The sequence below is a fragment of the Persicimonas caeni genome (assembly GCF_006517175.1).
Taxonomy (GTDB): domain Bacteria; phylum Myxococcota_A; class Bradymonadia; order Bradymonadales; family Bradymonadaceae; genus Persicimonas; species Persicimonas caeni.
On record NZ_CP041186.1, the window covers coordinates 2310899 to 2329435 of the forward strand.

Annotated in this window: 13 protein-coding genes; 4 read left to right on the forward strand and 9 right to left on the reverse strand. The window is 63.9% G+C overall.

Annotation, left to right across the window (positions count from 1 at the left end; all coding sequences use genetic code 11):
- The first annotated feature begins 199 nt into the window (after positions 1-199).
- Both odhB and lpdA read left to right on the forward strand, forming a co-directional pair.
- Positions 200-1420, forward strand: coding sequence for a 2-oxoglutarate dehydrogenase complex dihydrolipoyllysine-residue succinyltransferase (gene odhB / locus FIV42_RS08605; protein ID WP_141197279.1), 1221 nt, complete (start codon positions 200-202; stop codon positions 1418-1420).
- 11 nt (positions 1421-1431) lie between these two features.
- Positions 1432-2835, forward strand: a complete 1404-nt coding sequence (gene lpdA, locus FIV42_RS08610; protein ID WP_141197280.1) for a dihydrolipoyl dehydrogenase — start codon at positions 1432-1434, stop codon at positions 2833-2835.
- A 145-nt stretch (positions 2836-2980) separates the two neighbouring features.
- On the opposite strand, the gene FIV42_RS08615 is transcribed toward lpdA, so the two are convergent.
- The 5 genes from FIV42_RS08615 to FIV42_RS08635 form a co-directional block, all read right to left on the reverse strand.
- Positions 2981-3397: a globin domain-containing protein gene (locus FIV42_RS08615; protein WP_168210505.1), complete on the reverse strand. Its 417-nt coding sequence runs from the start codon at positions 3395-3397 to the stop codon at positions 2981-2983.
- A 246-nt stretch (positions 3398-3643) separates the two neighbouring features.
- Positions 3644-5443, reverse strand: a complete 1800-nt coding sequence (locus FIV42_RS08620; RefSeq protein WP_141197282.1) for a hypothetical protein — start codon at positions 5441-5443, stop codon at positions 3644-3646.
- A 105-nt stretch (positions 5444-5548) separates the two neighbouring features.
- Positions 5549-6586 (reverse strand): lysine 5,6-aminomutase reactivase subunit KamB, encoded by a 1038-nt coding sequence (kamB, locus tag FIV42_RS08625; RefSeq protein ID WP_141197283.1) that lies wholly within the window; start codon positions 6584-6586, stop codon positions 5549-5551.
- A gap of 176 nt (positions 6587-6762) precedes the next feature.
- The gene (locus FIV42_RS08630) at positions 6763-8025 is read right to left on the reverse strand and encodes a M20/M25/M40 family metallo-hydrolase (protein WP_141197284.1); all 1263 of its coding nucleotides are present in this window, start codon (positions 8023-8025) and stop codon (positions 6763-6765) included.
- Positions 8026-8379: 354 nt separating this feature from the next.
- Entirely contained in the window at positions 8380-10167 is a 1788-nt protein-coding gene (locus FIV42_RS08635; RefSeq protein ID WP_168210506.1) for an acyl-CoA dehydrogenase family protein, read from the reverse strand.
- Positions 10168-10651: 484 nt separating this feature from the next.
- Between FIV42_RS08635 and FIV42_RS08640 the strand changes: the two genes are divergently transcribed.
- A complete protein-coding gene (locus FIV42_RS08640) occupies positions 10652-12730 on the forward strand; it encodes a class I SAM-dependent rRNA methyltransferase (protein ID WP_141197286.1) in 2079 nt (692 codons plus the stop codon).
- A gap of 150 nt (positions 12731-12880) precedes the next feature.
- Here FIV42_RS08640 and FIV42_RS08645 read toward each other — a convergent pair whose 3' ends face one another.
- Positions 12881-13225 (reverse strand): hypothetical protein, encoded by a 345-nt coding sequence (locus FIV42_RS08645; RefSeq protein WP_141197287.1) that lies wholly within the window; start codon positions 13223-13225, stop codon positions 12881-12883.
- 230 nt (positions 13226-13455) lie between these two features.
- Between FIV42_RS08645 and FIV42_RS08650 the strand changes: the two genes are divergently transcribed.
- A complete protein-coding gene (locus tag FIV42_RS08650; protein WP_141197288.1) occupies positions 13456-14472 on the forward strand; it encodes an isocitrate/isopropylmalate dehydrogenase family protein in 1017 nt (338 codons plus the stop codon).
- 202 nt (positions 14473-14674) lie between these two features.
- Here FIV42_RS08650 and FIV42_RS08655 read toward each other — a convergent pair whose 3' ends face one another.
- The 3 genes from FIV42_RS08655 to gatB form a co-directional block, all read right to left on the reverse strand.
- Positions 14675-15733 carry a hypothetical protein gene (locus FIV42_RS08655; protein ID WP_141197289.1) on the reverse strand — a complete coding sequence of 353 codons (1059 nt, stop codon included), beginning with the start codon at positions 15731-15733 and terminating at the stop codon, positions 14675-14677.
- Positions 15734-15772: 39 nt separating this feature from the next.
- Complete coding sequence (gene mtnA, locus FIV42_RS08660) at positions 15773-16834, reverse strand: S-methyl-5-thioribose-1-phosphate isomerase (RefSeq protein ID WP_141197290.1); 1062 nt, start codon at positions 16832-16834, stop codon at positions 15773-15775.
- A 206-nt stretch (positions 16835-17040) separates the two neighbouring features.
- Positions 17041-18498, reverse strand: a complete 1458-nt coding sequence (gatB, locus tag FIV42_RS08665) for an Asp-tRNA(Asn)/Glu-tRNA(Gln) amidotransferase subunit GatB (RefSeq protein ID WP_141197291.1) — start codon at positions 18496-18498, stop codon at positions 17041-17043.
- Positions 18499-18537 lie beyond the last annotated feature (39 nt).

The following is an 18537-nucleotide window of genomic DNA, read 5'->3' on the forward strand; positions in this document are numbered from 1 at the left end:
GGGCGGATGGGGGGCGCCAAGAACCCACCACTTCCTAAATCTCCACTCTCCCCTTGAAACCTAGCACTAAGCGCGTAGACTGCCCGTGGTTTGCGTGAGGGTGCGATTCGCAGTCGCACGCACAACTCCAAATTTCTTTGTAATTAAGTAGATGTAATCAGCCGGTGCGTCGACGCACCGCGAGCCAAAGAGGCAACCCATGAGCGTTACCGTCGAGGTCCCGTCGCTGGGAGAATCGGTCACCGAAGGCTACGTCGCCGAGTGGAAGAAAAAAGAGGGCGACTACATCGCCGAGGACGAGGTCCTCGTCGAGTTGGAGACCGACAAAATCACTATCACGGTGCCGTCGCCGGTGTCGGGGACCATCACCGCGCTCAAGGCCGACATCGATGATGCCGTCGCCGTCGGCGAAGTGATCGCCGAGATCGAGCCCGGCGAGGCTCCCGAAGGCGCCGGTGAAGCCGAAGAGACCGTCGAAGCCGAAGCCGAGACGGCCGAAAAGGCTGCCGAGCCGGTCGAGACTCACGAGGGCCTGAGCCCGGCGGTCGCCCGCCTGGTCGAAGAGCACAACCTCGACCCGTCCGACATCGAGGGCAGCGGCCCCGACGGGCGCATCCTCAAAGGCGACGTCCTCGCCCACGTCGAGGGCGGCAAGGCCAAGAAGAAGCCCGCCGACGCCGGCGTCGAAGTGCGCCGCGCCCCGCAGGTCGAGACGCAGCAGACCGAAGAGCGCGTCAAGATGAGCCGGCTTCGCCAGACCATCGCCAAGCGACTGGTCTCCGCGCAGCAAGACGCGGCCATGCTGACGACCTTCCAAGAGGCCGACATGAGCGGCGTCATGGAGCTTCGCAAGAAGTACAAGCAGAAGTTCCTCGACAAGTACGACGTCAAGCTCGGCTTCATGAGCTTCTTCGTCAAAGCGGCCATCGAGGCGCTCAAGGCCTACCCGGCGGTCAACGCCGAGATCGACGGCAACGAGATCGTCTACAAGAACTACTACAATATCGGCGTGGCCGTCGGCGGCGGCGAGAAAGGCCTGGTCGTCCCGGTCATCAAGAATGCCGACCAGCTCAGCTTCGCCGAGGTCGAGCTGACCATCAACGAGCTCGTCGGCAAGGTGAAGAGCAACTCCCTGACGATGGAAGATCTGCAGGGTGGCACCTTCTCGATCACCAACGGCGGCATCTACGGCTCGATGCTCTCCACGCCCATCCTCAACCCGCCGCAGAGCGGCATCTTGGGCATGCACAACATCGTCGAGCGCCCCGTCGCCGTCGACGGCGAAGTGGTCATCCGCCCGGTGATGTACCTGGCGCTGAGCTACGACCACCGCATCATCGACGGACGTGAAGCCGTGTCGTTCCTGGTGCGTCTCAAAGAGTGCATCGAGAATCCGGAGCGGATTCTTCTCGAAATCTAAAAGGTTTTACAATGTACGATCTAGTAGTCATTGGTTCGGGCCCCGGCGGCTATATCGCCGCCATTCGTGCTGCTCAACTCGGCATGAACGTGGCCTGCGTGGAGAAGTACGACAGCTACGGCGGCACCTGCCTCAACGTCGGGTGCATCCCGTCGAAGGCGCTGCTCGACTCGAGCGAAAGGTTCGCCGAGGTCAACCACGCGCTTGCCGACCACGGCATCAACGTGGGCGAGGTCGAGCTCGACCTCGACAAGATGCAGGCGCGCCGCCGCAAGGTCGTCGAGGACTCGGCCAACGGCGTCAACTTCCTGTTCGGCAAGAACAAGATCGACGGCATCCACGGGTTCGCGACCATCAAGGACAAGAATACCGTCGAGGTCGATCTCAACGACGGCGACACCAAGACGCTCGAGACCAAGAAGATCTTGATCGCCACCGGCTCGAAGCCCTCGCAGCTTCCCGGCATCGAGTTCGACGACGAGCATATCCTCGATTCGACCTGGGCCCTCGAGCTCGACGAAGTCCCCGAGCACCTCATTGTGATCGGTGCCGGCGTCATCGGACTCGAGATGGGCTCCATCTGGTCGCGCCTGGGCGCCAAAGTCACCGTCATCGAGTACCTCCCCCAGATTCTGGGCGGTCGTGCCGACAAAGAGGTGATGAAGAAAGGCAAGCGCATCTTCGAAAAGCAGGGCCTCGAGTTCGTCATGAACGCGATGGTCACCGGCGCCGAGGTCAAAGACGGCCAGGTCGAGGTGAGCTACCAGCCGCGCGACGACGAAGAGAAGACCGAGACGCTCACCGGCGACAAGCTTCTGGTCGCCGTGGGTCGCTCGCCGTACACCGAAGGTCTGGGCCTGGAGAATATCGGGCTGGAGACCGACGATCGCGGCTTCATCCACGTCGACGGCAACTACGAGACGAGCGTCGAGGGCGTCTACGCCATCGGCGACGTCATCCCCGGCCCCATGCTCGCCCACCTGGCCGAGCACGAGGGCGTGGTCGCCGTCGAGCGCATGAACGGCATGGGCTCGCACGTGCTCTACGAAGCGGTGCCCGACGTGGTCTACACCCACCCCGAGATCGCCAGCGTCGGCAAGACCGCCGCACAGCTCGACGAAGAGGGCGTGGAGTACAAGACCGGCAAGTTCATGTTCCGCGCCAACGGTCGCGCCCGCGCCATCAACGACACCGACGGGTTCGTCAAAGTCCTGGCCGACGCCAAGACCGACCGCATCCTCGGCGCCCATATCCTGGGCCCGCAGGCCGGCGACCTGATCGCCGAATTGGCCGTCGCGATGGAATTCTGGGGAAGCTCGGAAGACGTCGCGCGCAGCTCGCACGCACACCCGAGCTTGGCCGAGGTGGTCAAAGAGGCTTGTTTGGCCGTCGAGGGTCGGGCGCTCAACTCTTAAGAGCTACTAAGGGTGACTTAGGGTTACTTAGGGTTACTTAGGGTTACTTAGGGTTACTTAGGGTTACTTAAGGCAGCCTGTTTGAAACGCACTGCTTAGTTCCCCTTAGTTCCACTTAGTCACCCTTAGTCACCTTTAGTTCCCCTTAGTCACCCTTACCTCCCCCCAACATCTCATCTCGCGCCTCGCCGCCGGTTCGAACGACCAGGTCGCGAAGCTTCAAATCGAGATCGATCCACGCATCGAAGACGTGCTGTGGGACTTCGTAGTCCTGCAGCACGTCTTTTAGTATCTGGTGGCGGCGGTCGAAGTGACCGACGAGGATGGGGTGGTCTTGGTGGCCGCGCCGAATGGGCTTGCCGGTGTACTCGACGTCCTCGTTGCCGAGGCGAGCACGGGTGTACTCGCCCTGCAGTCGGGCGATCTCGTCAAGGTCGGTGTCGACGAAGAAGAAGCCGATCATGACGTCGTCGAAGAGACGACGGTAGAAGTCGCGCATCATCTCGTCGAGGCGGTCGAGACCGCCGACCTCTTCGGAGAGGCTCCAGTTTTGGTCGGTCATGGTGCTTATTTGGTCGGATGGCTGGTTCGTAGCGATGCCCCCGGCCGGCCTCCACCGGCCCCCCCGCGCGGAGCGGCGGGGGGCTTTATGGTCGGCTTCTCGGAAGTGTCTCAGGGGCGAACGGTCGAGAATCGACCACTTTGAATAGATCGACCATATAGGCCCCCGCCGCTCCGCGCGGGGGCCGGGGGTGCGGAGGCACCCCGGGGGCATCGCCACTCACCTGCAATGCCCACACAACCAAAATCACCCAATCCGCCCGGTCGACATCAGCGATTCGTAAACCAGCAGGCGCACCGAATCATTCTCGATCGACTTGAGCACCGTCTCGGTCTTGTGCTCCTCGACGGTCTGCAGCGTCACATCGAGGTCGCCGCCCCAGATGCACTGGTCGGTGTCGTCGAACACCTCGACCACGCGCACGCGCACCGGCGTGTCCTGGAAGGTATTTCGCAAGGCCGCCAGCGGCACGTGGAGCATCGTGCGGTCGGTGTCTTCGGGGCGCGGCACGATCACGGTGAACGTGGGCACCATGCGAAGCTGCGATTCGCGCGGGTCCTGGAAGGGATCGAAGATCACCTGCGCGCCGAGCACGTGGCGAACCTCGGTGCACAAGATGGTGAACGCCTCGCGCTCGTCCCACTTTTGCCACGCCTGAAAACGGCGGTCCCACACCGCCTTGGCCTCGCCGAAATAGCCGCCGTAGGCCGATCGAAGCGTCTGGAGCAGCCGCTTTCGCTGCGAAGCTTCGAGGCGCTCGAACTGACGGAGCATCGCCTGGTGATTGGCCTGCAACGCCCGGGCGAGCAACTCGTCGTAGTTGTCGGGCAAGGAGTGCTCACCGGCCACGACCTGGACTTGCAGCGCGGAGTCGGCGACTGCCACCTGCAGCGGCTTCTCGTCGCTCTTGGTGGTGATGTCGCAAATCTCGCCGTGGGAGTTGGGGAGCGTCTCGGCCAGTGAGCGGCGCATGCCCACGAGCAGGTCGCGAAGCGCGTTATGCTCGCGCATGCTCCACGATAGCAGCGGCGCGTCCCACGGGAGGCTGTCGGGCTCGCACAAGCGCATCGTCTGCAGCGGGAGACCGAAGACCGACACCGGCGGCGTGCTTCGCCGGCCGGGGGCGAAGGCCAAGGCGCGCTGCTCTTCGCGGAAGAGCTCACTCCACGCATTCGCCAACTCGCCATAAGCCGACCACTCCTGGAGTTGCCCGGTCAGCTCGCCGCTCTCCTCGTCGACGATGCGCGCCAGCTTGAGCAGCGCTTGCTCGACGTCCACCCTGCTCTGCTCGGCGCGAAGCTTTTGGGCGGCGTGGCGCAGGAACGATTGCGGCGACAGCGCCAGGCTCTCCCAGCACAGCTCGACGAGCGCCGCCGGGTCGGGCGCGTCCTCCAAGCCCTCGACGGCCACGCCGATCTCTTCGACGGCGCCCTTCATGAAGCTCGAGCGCTCGACCACGCTCCAGTCGGGCCAGCCGCGCTTGGCGCGCTTGAGCTTCTCGGTGAAGTCGTCCATGCCGCTGAGCAGCAAAAAGACGCTGTCGCCGAACTGTTCGGCGAAATCGCTCAGCCGCTCTTCGAACAGGCTCATGCGCTGCTCGACGATCGCCGGAATCTGGGTGAGGTGGACGCGATCGCCGCCGAGCTGACGCGCGGCCTTGTTCGTCAGGCTCTTGAGCTTGCGGTCGTCGCGGCTCTGCAGCACCAGGCCCACGCCCACCTGCGAGATCCCCAAGATTTCGGAGACGGGCTGCTGGAAAGCGAGCAGCAACTCGGAGTCGTCGACGTTGTCGATCAGCTTTTTGTGCAGGCGGATGCTCGGCGGCGACTGCGACAGGTCGGTCATCACGGGCACGGGGCGCCCCCCGTCGCTCAGGGTATCGTCGACGCCCACGTCGAGCAGGGCACGCACCAGCGCATCCATGCGGCGACGCTGGTCGGCGACGGCGACCCCCTCCTCGGCCAACAAAATCAAAAAAGGATCGAGATGGACGGTCAGCAGCTCGCGAACCAAGCGTTTGGTTCTGAGCTCGATCGATTCACTCACGAAAAGACTCCTCGAGGCGCGCGCGTATGCCAGCTCGTATCGGCCGGCACGCTCACACAAAAAACCCGCGCAGAAATTGGCGACAAATGTTGCTCGTCGACTATCTTACGCGTGAGCGGCCGCCGAGTGAAGGGGATTAAAGACACAAATTTGTGGCCAACGCTCGCGCAGTTTGTGCGCCAATGCGGCCGCATCGACGCGGTGCCCCTGAATGCCACTGGGGTTGATGCTCAACGCCAGAATACGAGCCGGCTGCAGGGCGCGCACTTGCCAGCGTCGCTCGAGTCGCCCCAACCGCCGCGCAGAAGCCTGCAGCACCGTGCCGTCGGGCACGAGCAGCATACGCCCCTTCCCCGTCACCGCGAGCAAATGCTCGACGACGCTGTCGCTCACGAGCCCCGGAATGGCGATGGCCTCGATCTCCTCGGTCCACAACGCCCCCGCTCGTTTGAGCCCCAAAAGAGCGCTCTTCGAGGGCAACTCGACCGGTTCGACCCCCTGTCCGCCCAACAGCGAACGGTCTTGGCTGATCGCCTCGCCCAAGAGCTCGCGCTGCCAGTCCTCCTCGACTTCCGCGAGCGCCAGCCGGTCGACCAACTGCGCGGTGCGCGCGCAGATCTCGTCGACGTCACTCGACAGCACCGCCCCGGTCGACACGATGAGCGCATCGCTCAGCTCGGCCTTGGCGGCCACGGTGCGCCCGTACGCCCCGTCGATGAGCACGAGATCGACCCCGTGCTTCTCGAGCACGTCGATGCCCTTGCGCAAATCTCCGCGGTGGCGAACTCCCGCCAACACCACGGTCCCCTCCTCGATGACCCTTCCGACGAGCACCTCGCCGAGTGGCGTCGAGAACCCGAGCGACTCGACGTACTCCACCCGCGCAGTCGACTTGGCCAGCGCATCGCGCGCCGTGACAATCCAGTGGCCACGTTTCACGTGGATCGGCGGCTTCTTAGTCCCGATGAGCAAATCGGCCGATTCGCCGTCGATCCCGATCGACACCAGCCCCACACACCGATCGGCGCACGCCGGCGAGCCGAGCAAGAAGTTGAGCGTGGTCGTCTTGCCGCAGTTCTTCGCCACGCCGACCAGTGCCAGGCGGCTTACTTCGTCTAGTAAATTTGGAGGGATTGTCGTCATATCGTCGGTCTATTTGGGCAAACAAAAAACAATTTGAGGGTCGTCCAATTCACCATTTGTGGTGATTGACACGACCCTCAAATCGTCGTTTGTCCGCTCTAATAGGGTCCAATTCACCATTTATGGTGATTCACACGACCCTCAAATCGTCGTTTGTCCGCTCTAATAGCACACGTTTAGTCGTCTTCGCCCTCGGGCTTGTCGCTGCCCTGGTGGCCGAGCGGCTCGGCCTGGTCGAGGCGCGGGTGGTTGTTCTGGAACTGGCGGCGAAGCTTGCCGCTGCCGTCGTCCATCGCGTCCATCGCCTGCACCGACTCGGCGATCGCGTGGACCGCGGCGAGCACGTCGGAGGTGTTCCCGGTCTCCGAGATGGTGTGCATGTTGCGGATCGGGAAGCCGATCGAGGTCGCAGCCGTGTCGACCGCGGCGAGCACGCCGGCCATGCCGTCGGTGCCGGTGTCGCGGCCGCAGACGTCGCGCTGGAACGGGATGTCCTTCTCTTTGGCGGTCGTCTCGATGATGCGGTTGAGCTGCTCGCTCGCAATCGAGCCGACCGACATCGTGAAGCCCTTGCCCATCTCGAGCGGGGTGAACCGGCGGTCGCCGATACCCGGAGCGGCCACGTAGTCGTGGTTGACGTCGACGGCGATGATCGCGTCGGGGTTCAGCTCGCCGGCGAACACACGGCTGCCGAAGCGGCCGATCTCCTCGTAGCTCGCAATCGCGAACATCACGCGCACGTTGTCCGTGCCGCCGTTCTCGGCGATGAGGCGGGCGACCTCGGCGGCCACGAAGCAGCCCAGGCCGTTGTCCAGATACGCGCCGTAGAAGGTGTCGGGGCTGAAGCCGCGCTTGATCGGGCGGTTCAAGATGATCGAGTCGCCCGCGCGAATGCCCAGGTTTTCGATCTGCTGCTTTTTGTTCTCACCGTGGATCTGCAGCTCGAGGTAGAGTTGCTCTTTCTTGATCCCCTTGTCGCCGGTGCGCAGCGCGCTGTCGGCGAAGTGAATCGCGCCCAAGGCCTCGACGGTGCCACCCTCGATGGTGCGGTAGTTGCCGGGATTCTCCGGATCTTCGCTGAAGACCTTGACCTCGTGACCGATGAGCGTCATCGGCAGGAACGAATCGCTGTCGATCCAGATCTTGCCGTCGTCACCAATGGAGCGCACCTGCATGCGGATCTTGTCGGCGTGGCCGATGATCATGACCGAGAACATCTCGTCCTGGCCCGGGTGCGTGTCGAGCACGACGCCTGCGTGGCCCTTGAACTGGTGCAGCTTCCAGCCGTCCTGCGAGAACGACTCGAAGTACGGCTTGAGCACGCCGTAGGTCATCGCCCCTTCGAGCCCCACGGGGCTGGGAGCGGCGAGGATGTCACGCATCAGCGCAAATTGGTCCTCGGGCATCGACTCGTTCCACGGCTTCTTTGCATCACTCATGACGTCACTCTATTTGTGAGAATTCTGCTACTTTGGAGTTGTTCTAAGCGCTCGACGCTTGTCGCGGGGGAATATACCACGCGATGCGCGGAGGTAAAGGTGGGAGGAGGGATTTGCAGGCATTGCTGATTCGGGGCGATGCCCCCCGGCGCCTTCGCGCCGCCACCCCCGTGCGAGGCAACGGGGGTGGATATGGTCGGTCTTTCACAGGTGGTCCCCTTCTGCAGTTTCGCTCCTGCGACCACGTATGCCAGGTCGACCATAACGCCCCCCAGAGCTTCGCCTGGGGGGCAGCGGCGAAGGCCGCGGGGGGCATCGCTACGCATCAGCAATGCGCCTCAAAGAAGACGCACCTCAAAGGCTGCGCGCAACCTTATTCAGCCGCGCCAACACACCCTCGTCGACATAGTCGACCTCGCCGGTCACCCGGTTCGCAATGAACTGGTCCACCGACGCCGTATCGACGTCGCCTTCGACGCCCAACTCGGCGCGCTCCCACAGGCGGACCGTCGCGTAGAAGAGCCACGCCAACTTGTCCATCTGCGGGCGCATGGCGAGCGTCGCCGGGCCCATGTCCATCTGGGCGATCTTGCCCAAAGCTTTCATCGACTCGCCGAGGCCGGCTTTGACCGCCGCGACGCGCTCCGAATCAGCCTCGTCACACTCGTCGAGCAGGGCGTTGAGGTGGCTGAAGAAGCCCTCGTGCACGCCGTACTTTTGCATGTCGCGCATCACCTGCATCTGCAGGGTGTTGTGGGTGCCCTCCCAGTTCTCGGTGACGATGGAGTCACGCAGCATACGCGGCAGGACCGAGAAGGTCTCGATGGCGCCGTTGCCGCCCAAGATCTCGATGCCGTCGACGGCGGCGTAGCGCGCCGACTTGGCGGTGCGCACCTTGTTGAGGTTCAGGGCCATGCGGAAGAAGCCCTTCTCGACGTCCGTCGCCTCGCCCTTGTCCAGCTTGTCCTGCAGCCAGGCAAGGTGCATCGTGCCGGACATGCACGCGTCGATCTCGGCTTTGACGTTCGCCAAGGTCTCTTGGACGAGCGGGTAGTTGATGATCGGCTGGTCGAAGGCCACGCGGTGCTCCGCGTAGGTCTGCGCGGTCACATAGGCCCGACGCGCGATGCCCATGCAGGCCGCCGCGTTGAACAGGCGGCTGGTGTTGATGACCAGGCGCATCATGTTCTTGAAGCCGTCTTTCGGCGCGCCCATGTGATAGGCGACCGCGCCGCGGAAGTCGCACTCGCCCGAGGCCATCGAGCGCGTGCCGATCTTGTCTTTGAGGCGGCGCACCGTGAAGTGGTTGACGCTGCCGTCCTCGAGCTGGCGCGGCACGAAGAAGAGGCCCAGGCCGCGGGTGCCCTCTTGCTTGGGCTTGCCGTTGGCGTCCTCGAACCGCGCGGTCATCAAGAAGATGTCGGCGTCGATATTCGAGCAGAACCACTTTTCGCCATAAATCCGGTACGAGCCGTCGGGCTGCTCGACGGCGCGCGAGGCGTTCCGGCCCACGTCGCTTCCGCCCTGCACTTCCGTCAGAAACTGCGCGCCCTCGAGGTGCTTGGCGTAGTCGCGGTCGAGGAAGCCCGGTAGGTACTTCTCGCGGATATCGTCCGGGGCGAGTTCTTGGAGCACGCGAATGACGCCCGCGGTGCACGCGGCCGGGCAGTTGTGGCCCGCTTCGCCGTTGTAGCTCGAGATGTAGAAGCGCGACAGCACGCCCGTAGCGTTCGGGTGGTGCGCGTACGCGGCCATCATGCCGCCGCCGTACATGTAGGCGCCCGCCTCGTGATAGGTCGGGTGGTGCTCGATCTGCTCGCTGCGCTCGCCGATGCCGCTGTAGCGGTCCAGGCGCGGCAGGTTCTCGTTGAGGTTGTTGCGCCGCACCAGCTTGTCGACCGGGCCGGCGACCTCGGCGCCAAATTTGGTGAGCTCTTCGGTCAGATCTTCGGCCGACTCGGTGGTCGCGTACAGCGGAACCAGTCGCTTGAAGTGGGTGTCCGAGGTGAACGCGTTGTCCGGCTGCGAGGCTTCCCACGCCTTCAGGTCGTTGCGGCCCTCCGCCTGCCCCGGCTGCACGGCATCGGGCTGCGCCTCGGTGACCACCTTAGTGATATTCGACTCTGGGTTTTCCTTGTTCATTTTGTCTCTCGAGCGATGGAGCGTGTGAGACCCGGTAGTTGTGAATTGCCATTCAGCGCAATGGTACTCGATAGGTGCATAGATGCAACGCGTGAGGTGGGGCGAGGCTTCCGAGGCGACCGTTTGACGAGCTGCGACCCTTCCGAGGGTGCGCTTCATCGAAGGCGCCGAAGGCGCTTCGATTTTGCTTACCCCCGGTGACGAGGTCGAGATTGAGCTCGCTTCCGGCAATGAGGTTGGGATCTTGAAAACGATTTGCCGATTCGGTCGCTAGGGCGTAGGACTAAGTGCTAGTCGGTCGAAAATGCGACCTCGTCACCGAATGCTAGTCGGTCGAAAATGCGACCTCGTCACCGAATGCTAGTCGGTCGAAAATGCGACCTCGTCACCGGGGCTAAGCTCAGCCGGGCGCGCCTCGCGCGACCGGCGTAGCGCCCCCCCGGCGAGGCTCGCAGCTCTACAAGACCTCAACCTTAAAGCCCCTATGAACCTCACCTTCAAAGTCCCCGTCGAGCATCACCCCAAGACTCTCTCGCAGCTTCTGCGCCGCGCGTGGCTCGACGCCACCGAGGAGCAGCTCGCCAAGGCGTTCGCCGACGGCAACGTGCGCATCAACGAGCGGCTGTCGAAGAACCCAGACAAGGTGCCCTCGCCCGACGAGGAGGTCACCGCCGCGGTCGGCGCCGGCGAGGAGCCGTTCGGGCTTCCCGAAGCGGCCGAGCTCGCCCGCGGCGAGGGCTGGGTGGTGGTGGAGAAGCCAGTCGGCATGCCCGGAACGCTCGATCGCGACGACCCGATGAACTCGGTCTTGTTTTTGGCCGACACGCTCGGGCTCGACCGCGACACATTTACGCCGGTGTGGGAGATGCCCGCCGAGGGAGGCGGGCCGTGGCTCTTTGGCGATGATCCACAGAATGCCGACGAGCTTTTGGAGGCGTGGGCCTCCGGCGAGCTCATGATCACCTGGGTGGTGCTCACGCCGACGCCGGGGCGCGCCCAGGGGCGCATCGAGGCGGCGCACGGCATACCGATCGACTACAGCGCCACCCAGATCCGCGAGGGCATCGCCGAGCTTCAGCTCACCCCGATGCCCCAGCAGGCGGAGTTCGAGGATGCGCCCGACCCGGTCGAGCTTGTGCTCGACGCGCTCGCCAAGGCGCAAATCCCGGTGCTCGGCGACGCGCAGCGCGGCGGCTATATGATCGACGGCGGACTTCGCCTACGCGTGACGGCGCTGTACCAGGCGGGCAGCGACCTCGCTCATAGCTGGAACCCCGACGAGGATTGGTGGCCCACCGACCCGGTGGTCGAGCTTCCCGAAGAAGAGGAAGAAGAGATCCCGCGCAAAAAGAGCAAGCGCCGCAAAGAAGAGATTGAAGAGCTTCTGGTCTCGGCCAAGACCATCGAGGTGCTCACCCGCCACGGCCACCCGTGGGTGCTCGCCGACCGCCAGACCGGCAGCCGCGGGCACCTGGCGCCCGGCAGCGTCGTCCAGCTCGTGGGCACCGACGGGGCGACCGGTCCGACTGCGCTCGTCGAAGGCACCGGCAAGCTCGCCGCGCGGGTGTGGAGCAGCGATCGCGAGGCGGCCGAATACTTCGCCGACGAGGTCGACATGCGCGTCGACGAGGCGTTTACCCGCCGCGCCGACCTGCTCGGCCAGACTCAGAAGACCGACCTCTTCCGGCTCATCCACAGCGAAGCCGACGGCCTGCCGGGCCTGCAGCTCGACCGCGTCGGCCCGCTGCTCCGGGCGACGCTGGTGGGCGCGACCGCCTTCGGCTTCCGCGAGCGCGTCTACCAGAATATCCTCGATTTCGACCCCGAGATGATGATTCTGGAGGTCGAGCACCTGCGCGATATCCGCACCGAGGAGATGCCCGAGGCGCGCGTGGTCGCCAAAGGCGCGTCCTACGTGCGCCCCGGCGAGCGCGTCGTGGGCGTCGAGGACGGTCTGAAATATTGGTGTGAGCCGTGGGAGGGGATCGACGTCGGGTTCTTCGCCGACCAGCGCGAAAACCGCCGCCGGCTCCGCCAGATGGCCGAAGAGGGCCAAAAGTGGCTCAACTTATTCTGTCACACCGGCGCGTTCACCGTGGCGCTCTGCTCGGAGGGCTGCGAGGTCGTCAGCAACGACCTGTCACAGCGCTATCTGACCTGGCTCGAGGAAAACCTCGACCTCAACGGGCTGCCGCAGTCGCTCAACCGCTCGGTCGCCGACGACGCGCGCGCTTATCTCAAGCGCTCGGACGAGACCTTCGACGGTATCATCGTCGATCCGCCCACGGCCGCCGCCGGCTCGGAGGGATTCTGGTCGGTCAAAAAGGACTACGAGGACCTGCTCGTCGACTGCTTCGAGCTGCTCGCCGACAACGGCGTGATGCTGGTGTGCCGCAACGAAAAGCGCGCCTCCGACCCGCTCGAAAAGCTCGTGCGCCGCGCCGCCAAGCGCGCCGGACGCAAGGTTACGAGCGTCGAAGACGCGCCGCCCGCGCCCGATTACCCGACGATGGAGGGTTTCCCGGAAGGAGATTCGTTCGAGGGTTTGTGGGTTCGAGTTTGAATTTGAGGCGCCTCGGTTCCTGAAACGCCTTCTACATAAGCAATTAAGGACATAGGGGCTGCGAATTGCGACGCCTTCGCGATACGCAACCCTTATGTCCTTAATTGCCCAAATAGAGGGCGCTGCTCCTCTGCAAGGCGTACAGCAGCTCTAGACCAACTCCGGCAGCCCAAACCACAAAAACGCGGCGATCAGGAAGTAGCCCAGACGTACGAAGGTGAGCCACTTGCCCAACTTCTTCGCCGTCTCGAAGTCTTTCTTTGCCCGCCGAGCGTTGCGCGGCAGCAGGAAGACCGCGCCGATCAGCAACCCGCCGAGCAAAAAGGGTTTTTCTGACAGTGAGCGTGTCAACACAGCGCTCGTGCTGAATATGATAAAGAGCGCGTAGAGCACCACGCTCACAGCGATGCGTCCGTACAGAATCCGATTCTCTCGCCGGTCGTCGCTCGCAGGTTGGTCGCTCGCAGGTTGGTCGCTCGCAGGTTGGTCACTCATAGTTGTTCGCTCGTCGTTGCAGTCCCAGATACCTAAGAACCTTGGATACACAGCCGTCTCTTGCCACTAACACGGTAAATCACGGCTGGCCAAGCATGCCTATAAAATGTATGCGAGTTGCACGGGCAAGGCGAAGTTGCCCGTCACCCAGATAAAATTAACGAGTTCTAGGCGCGTCCCGTCGTGTCGCTGCGTTCGGGTGTGGCCTGGCAATAACCAAGGAGTCGACAATGAGCAAACGAGTTACTCTGATTCGCGGTGATGGGATCGGCCCCGAGATCATGGAGGCGACCCTGCGCGTCATCGGCGCGCTGGACGTCGACATCGAATGGGACGAGCAACAAGCCGGCGCCGGCGCCTTCGAAAAGCTGGGCACCCCGCTGCCCGAAGAAACCCTGGCGAGCATCGCCGAGACCGGCGTGGCCCTCAAAGGCCCGCTCGAGACGCCCATCGGCGCAGGCTTTCGCAGCGTCAACGTCGCCATCCGCAAGCACTTCGACCTGTACGGTAACGTGCGCCCCTCGCGTGCGATTCCAGGGGTCAACACCCGCTTTAGCGACCTCGACCTCGACCTGGTGGTCATCCGCGAGAACACCGAGGGCGCCTATATCGGCATCGAGCACACCATCCCGCCGAACCGCTCCGCCGCCGAGTCGATCATCTTGGTGACCCGCCACGGCTCCGAGCGCATCTGCAAATTCGCCTTCGAATATGCCCGGCGCCACAACCGCGACAAGGTCACGCTCATCCACAAGGCCAATATCCTCAAGGAGACCAGCGGCTTGTTTCTGGAGGTCGGCCGCCAGGTCGCCAACCGCTACGACGACATCGAGTACGACGAGGTCATCGTCGACGCGATGTGCATGAAGCTGGTGACCAACCCCGAGCAATACGACGTCATCGTCAGCACCAACCTGTTCGGCGACATCCTCTCCGACCTGACCAGCGGTCTGGTCGGCGGCCTGGGCGTGACCCCCGGCGCCAACATCGGCGAGAACTGCGCGATGTTCGAAGCCGTGCACGGCACCGCGCCGGATATTGCCGGCCAGGGCAAAGCCAACCCCACCGCCATCATGATGGCCGCGGTGATGATGCTCGAGCACCTCGACTACGACGCCGAAGCCCAGCGCATGCGCGAAGCCACCCATAAGGTGGTCGGCCGCGGCGAAGAGGTCACCGGCGACCTCGGCGGCTCGGCGAGCACCGAAGAGTTCACCGACGCTGTGTTGCGTGAGTTGGGTGCGTAGTACGGAAGGCATAGCTTTGCGGCGCCCCCCATCCGCCCTGCGCTTCGCTCCGGGCACCTTCCCCCGGGGGAAGGGATTCCTTAGCTAGAACCACATTGGTCGCTTTTCGCAAGGAAATCCCTTCCCCTCGGGGAAGGTGCTGAGCGCGTAGTTTAGCGCGAAGCGGATGGGGGGCCCCGCATAGCTTTGACTCACTCTAGGCTCAATTCAACGAAACGAGCTTGCTCCCATCGCTGCTGCAGTAGGCCGCGTGGCCGCCGTGCTCGGCGCCGCACTCGCCGCAGACCTTGCGGCGGGGGCCGAAGCCGCGCGCCGGGAACTCGGTCACGCGCATGTTGACCACCGGCATGAACACTTCGCCGTCGTTGGGGCAGAAGGCCACGCCCGGCGCGCCGTATTCGCGGCAGGTCGGGCAGATGGTCAGCGGGATGGCCGGTTGGACGTGGGTGGAGTCCGACGGGTCGATCTCGACCAGCTCGTGGCCGTCGTTCGGGCAGAGCATCTCGTCGTCGGCCTCCCCTTCCCATCCACAACTCTCACAGGCTTTGAACGCCGGCGCGTTGTCGGCGCGAGCGCGGGTGTCCTGCATCAGCGGGAGGCCGTCGTGGTAGCAGTAGTCGACGCCTGGCGGGTAGCGGCGCTCGCAGCCGGTGCATACCAGCCGCTCGAGGCCGTCGGCCCTCTGGGCGCGTCGGCGCCGCCGCGGCTTGTGGGCCGGCCGAAGCGCCGTCGAATCGTAGGGGCAGACCAAGATGGTGGCGGGGAAGGTACGCGAGCACTTGGGGCACTCGCGCTTGGGCTCGGCGAACTGCTGCTGGGGCGTAAAGCCGACCTCGGAGGTGCCCAGCGCCTCGAGCACACTGTCGGGCGCGCCCGATTTCTGCTCCGAGGCCCCCTCGCTTCGCCGGCCCGAGGCTGCAACCTGACGGTGGTTCGAAAAGTCGGACTCGGTGACGGGGGCGAACCCGTCGAAGTCGAAAAGCTCCTGCTCTCGGCGCTGCCGGCGACGCACGAAGAAATACCCGCCGAACATGCCCAGACCCAGCGCACAGGCCGTTCCGAGCAGTACATACCCGAGATTCTTGCGCTCCAACGACTCTTCAGCCGCGCCTTCAGCCGGCTGCTGATCCGCCGACTCCTGAGCGAGCGCCGTGCCCGAAATGCCGAGCAAGCCCAAGATCCCGAGCAGACAAGCGAGCGCACTGAGCGCCAGCGAGCGCTTCAAGCGACTGAGGATGCGACCTTTTCGCGATTCTACCATGTACTCGCCTGCAGGAGAGGTGACGTCGGCCCGAATATATCAAGACTCCCGCAACTTCGCCAAGTTGGGGCGATACGGCGCCTCGACGACGCCCTCTTCGGTGATGATCGCGGTCACCAACGTGTTCGGCGTGACGTCGAAGGCCGGGTGCGCCACCTGCACGCCCTCGGGGGCGATCGCCTGCTCTTTGATGTGGGTGACCTCACGCGCGCTTCGCTGCTCGATGGGGATCTCGTCGCCCGACTGCGCCTCGAAGTCGATCGTGGAGACCGGCGCGGCCACGTAGAACGGGATGCCGTGGTGCTTGCACAGCACCGCCAGCCCGTAGGTGCCGATCTTGTTGGCGATATCGCCGTTGGCGACCACTCGATCGGTGCCCACGATGACCGCGTCGACCTCGCCCTCTTTCATAAAATGCGCGGCCATGCTGTCGGTGATCAGCGTGCACGGGATCTCGTCTTTCATGCACTCCCAGGCGGTCAGCCGCGCGCCCTGCAGGTACGGCCGCGTCTCGTCGACCCACACGTGCTCGAGCTTGCCGGCCGCGTGCGCCGCCCGGATGATGCCCAGCGCGGTGCCGTAGCCGCCGGTGGCCAGCCCGCCGGTATTGCAGTGGGTGAGCACCTTGGCGCCCTCGGGCAGCAAGTCGGCGCCCAGCCGGCCCATGCGCAGGTTATTGTCGCGGTCCTCGGTGAAGATCGCCTCGGCCTCCTCGAAGAGGCGCGCGACGAGCGCCGGCGCGTCGAGCTCCGAGCTCTCGGCGACCGTGCGCTTCATGCGCTCGATGGCCCAGAACAAGTTGACCGCCGTGGGGCGCGTCTTCGACAGGTGGTCGTAGACGTCTTCGAGCTTCTCTTCGATCTCGTCGCGCTCGGCCTCCACGGCGAGCACGCGAGCGGCCAGCGCCACCCCGTAAGCTGCCGCGATGCCGATGGCCGGCGCCCCGCGAATGACCATGTCGCGAATGCCGTCGGCGACCTCGGCGTAGGTCGACATCTCGTGCCAGTGCTCTTCAGCCGGCAACAAGCGCTGGTCGAGCATCTTCAGGTGCCCGCGGTCGAGCGCTCCGACCCACTGAACCGGTGCTACTGCTGTTTCCATTTGTTCCTCCAGAATCTCACGTAGATCTTATGATTTTTGAACAACAACAGGCTTTTTGAACCGGTTATTAGTTCTTGGTTCTTGGTTCTTGACGGCTGAAACGTGCAGCTCGATTGGACTGCAGTAATTTTCGAGAGTCACTGCCGTTATGAATGAGCAAGAGACCTCGATTCGCAAGAACCAAGAACCAAGAACCAAGAACCAACTCACCGATCTTCGTCGAGGCGATCTCGTAGCATTTCATTGGCAAGCTGGGGGTTAGCCTGTCCTTTGGTGGCTCGCATGACCTGCCCGACGAACCAACCGACGATATTGGTGTTCCCTTCCCGATAGGTGGCCACCTGGTCGGGATTATCCGCGATGATGCCGTCGATGATCTCGCCGAGCGCGCCCTCGTCCGAGATCTGTTTCAACCCCTTCTCCTCGACGATTTCTTCCGGATCGCCGCCCGAGGCGAGCATCTCCTCGAAGACCTGCTTGGCGATCTTGCCGCTGATGACGTCCTCGTCGATCAGACGCACGAGCTTGCCGAGCTCGGGCGGGCGCACCGCGACCGTCTCGATGGTCGTCTGGGCGTCCAGGCGCCCCAGCAGCTCGTTGATCACCCAGTTGGCCACGCCCTTCGGGTTGTCCGCGTAGGCGTCGACGGCCTGCTCGAAATACTCGGCCAGGAGCCGGTCGTCGGTGAGCACGCCGGCGTCGTAGGCGCTCAGCTCGTACTCCTCCTGGTAGCGCGCGCGCTTTTCGGCCGGAAGCTCCGGCAGCGACTCGCGCACCTCCTCGCGCCACGCCTCGTCGATCACAATCGGCGGCAAGTCGGGCTCCGGGAAATACCGATAGTCGTGCGACTCCTCCTTGGAGCGCATCGCGAACGTCTCACCCTTCGACGGGTTGTATAGCCGCGTCTCCTGGACGACCTCCCCGCCCGCCTCGACGAGCTCGATCTGGCGGTCGATCTCGTAGTTGATCGCGTCTTTGATGAACTTGAACGAGTTGATGTTCTTGAGCTCGGTGCGCGTGCCCAGCTCCTCCTGGCCCTTGGGCCGGATGGAGACGTTCGAGTCGCACCGAAACGACCCCTCCTGCATGTTGCCGTCGGAGACGCCCAGGTAGACGACGATATTGCGAAGCTCCTTCAAGTAGGCGACCGCCTCGTCCGCCGAGCGCATGTCGGGCGCGCTGACAATCTCGATGAGCGGCACCCCCGCCCGGTTCAGATCGACCAGGCTATACGGCCGATCCTCGACGTGCGTCGACTTGCCGGCGTCCTCCTCCATATGAATGCGCACGATGCCGATACGCTTCTTCTCCTCGGAGTCCTCCAGCTCGATGTCGAGGTGGCCGTGCTCGCACAACGGGTACTCGAACTGCGAGATCTGGTAGCCCTTGGGCAGGTCCGGATAGAAGTAATTCTTGCGCGCAAACTGGCTCCACTCGCGCACCTCGCAGTTGAGCGCAAACCCCGCCCGCATCGCATACTCGACCGCCGTGCGATTGAGCACCGGCAACACCCCCGGCAGCCCCAGGTCGACCTCGCTGACCTGCGTATTCGGCTGCGCCCCATAGGCCGCCGACGCCGAGCTGAAGATCTTCGACTTCGTCTGCAACTGGACGTGCACCTCCAGCCCGATGACGACTTCGTATTTGTCTCTCAGATTTGCCATAGTCTATTGCCCCAAAGGAGGATTTACCACGGGGAGCAC